The sequence below is a fragment of the Actinoalloteichus spitiensis RMV-1378 genome (assembly GCF_000239155.1).
Lineage (GTDB): Bacteria > Actinomycetota > Actinomycetes > Mycobacteriales > Pseudonocardiaceae > Actinoalloteichus_B > Actinoalloteichus_B spitiensis.
Genome location: NZ_AGVX02000057.1, coordinates 1 through 1,495 on the forward strand (window position 1 = coordinate 1; position 1,495 = coordinate 1,495).

At 74.3% G+C, this 1,495-nt stretch carries 2 protein-coding genes; both read left to right on the plus strand.

The genetic code is table 11. The annotated features are described in order from the left end of the window. Positions 1-58 precede the first annotated feature (58 nt). A complete protein-coding gene (gene moaA, locus ACTIDRAF_RS0202960; RefSeq protein WP_052168682.1) occupies positions 59-1,117 on the plus strand; it encodes a GTP 3',8-cyclase MoaA in 1,059 nt (352 codons plus the stop codon). Positions 1,118-1,308: 191 nt separating this feature from the next. Then, positions 1,309-1,495 (plus strand): AAA family ATPase (locus ACTIDRAF_RS26980; protein ID WP_157162808.1); only part of this gene is annotated, 187 nt, incomplete at its 3' end.

The window sequence follows — 1,495 nt, forward strand, 5'->3', positions numbered from 1 at the left end:
GTCCCACCCCCGCCCCGCTCCCCGGGCGGCTTCGCCGCCGCACTCTAGGCTGGGACAGATGACGGCGGTTGATCTGGGCATGCCGAGGGTCCCCCGGTCCCGGGACCTGCCACCCCGGCCCGGGACCCCAGCACTGGTGGACCGTTACCGACGGGTCGCCACCGACCTGCGGGTCTCGCTGATCGACAAGTGCAACCTGCGCTGTCACTACTGCATGCCGGCCGAGGGGCTGGACTGGCTCCCCTCCCGGGAACTGCTCACCCCGTCGGAGGTGGTCCGGCTGGTCCGGATCGCGGTGCGGCACCTGGGTGTCACGGAGGTGCGGTTCACCGGCGGAGAGCCCCTGTTGCGCCCGGACCTGGAGGAGATCGTGGCGGCCACCGCCGCGTTGACACCGAGGCCGGGGATCTCGCTGACGACGAACGGCATCTCCCTGCGGTCGCGCGCCGCCGGGCTGGCCGCGGCCGGCCTGGACCGGGTGAACGTGTCGCTCGACTCGGTGCGGCCGGAGACGTTCCGGCGCATCACCCGCCGCGACCGGCTCGCCGACGTCCTGGACGGCCTCGCCTCGGCGGCGGAGGCCGGGCTCCACCCGATCAAGGTCAACGCCGTCCTGCTCCCCGGGGTCAACGAGCACGAGGCCGTCGAGCTGGTCCGCTTCTGCCTCGACCACGGGTACGAGCCCCGGTTCATCGAACAGATGCCGCTCGACGCACAGCACGGGTGGGACCGGGACGCGATGGTGACGGCGGACCGCGTCCTGGAGCTGCTCTCCGAGTCGGTCCGGCTCACGCCGGCCACCGACGAGCGGGGTTCCGCTCCCGCTGAGCGGTGGCTGGTGGACGGCGGCCCCGGCTCCGTCGGCGTCATCGCTTCCGTCACCAGACCGTTCTGCGGAGCGTGCGACCGCACCAGGCTCACGGCCGACGGCCAGCTCCGGTCCTGCCTGTTCTCCCAGGAGGAGACCGACCTGCGGGCACTGGTCCGGGCGGGCGCCGACGACGAGCGCATCGCCGCCGCCTGGCGCGACACGATGTGGGCGAAGCCCGCCGGCCACGGGATCGACGACGAGGGCTTCGTCCAGCCCGACCGTCCGATGAGCGCCATCGGCGGCTGAGCCGCGTCCCGGCGCTCCACCGCGGACGACGACACCGCCACGCCCGCCCACCGTGCCCCCGCCCGACGGCGGCGCCCCGCCCACCGGGGCCGTAGGACGGCTCAGCGGAGGGGCGGAGGACGCCGGCCCGCCACCGAAGCGTGGGCAGCGGGGAGCCCGGCGGGGAAGTCCCGCCACCCGAGGAGGAGAGGATGGTGCGGACCATGGCGCGTGCGCTGGGGAGCGGCCGGCCCGAGGAACGGTTCTTCGTCCTGACCGGGGGCCCTGGATCGGGCAAGACCACGATCCTCGACGAGCTGGCGGCGCGCGGGATGGCGGTGACGCGAGAGGCCGGGCGAGGGATCATCCAGGACCAGGTCCGGGTGGGTGGGCAAGGAC